This is a genomic window from Mesorhizobium sp. M2A.F.Ca.ET.039.01.1.1, assembly GCF_003998035.1.
Classification (GTDB): Bacteria; Pseudomonadota; Alphaproteobacteria; order Rhizobiales; family Rhizobiaceae; genus Mesorhizobium.
The window spans coordinates 1-398 of sequence record NZ_RZRY01001593.1 but is presented as its reverse complement, the minus strand read 5'-3'; the positions used below and the strand labels follow the sequence as shown (position 1 = coordinate 398).

Sequence of the window (398 nt, the reverse complement as noted above, 5' to 3'; positions counted from 1 at the left end):
CATGCTGCTGTAGGCATCGCGCGACAAGCCAACCAGGTGCGCCGAAATCGCAATTTCGCTCAGTGGCCGGCCTTCGGCATCGTGCAGTGAGTTGGCGCGGCTTTTGGTGCGCGAAACGGCAAGCGTCTGCTCCTCGAATTCAAGCCGTCCACCGATGCGCATAGAGCTATATTCGTGCAGAAAATTGTAGCGGCTGCGCTCTTCGATGCCAAAGAGCAGATCCAGGTAGGCGGAAAGCGCCGTCGATTTGCCAGCCTCGTTTAAACCGAACACGATATGCAGATCAGGGCCAGATGGCGGCTTCTCTCCGAAGTCGATCGCTTTGTCGGTAAACTTGCCGTAACGGGTCAGATTAAGGCGCCGCAATCTCATCGCGTCACACCTGCCTTGAGCCGCGC

Annotated in this window: 1 protein-coding gene; it reads right to left on the bottom strand. The window is 57.5% G+C overall.

Annotated elements, in window-relative coordinates; translation table 11 throughout:
* Positions 1-372: AAA family ATPase (locus EOA24_RS41075; RefSeq protein WP_145992603.1), on the bottom strand; the 372-nt coding region annotated here is incomplete at its 3' end.
* Positions 373-398 lie beyond the last annotated feature (26 nt).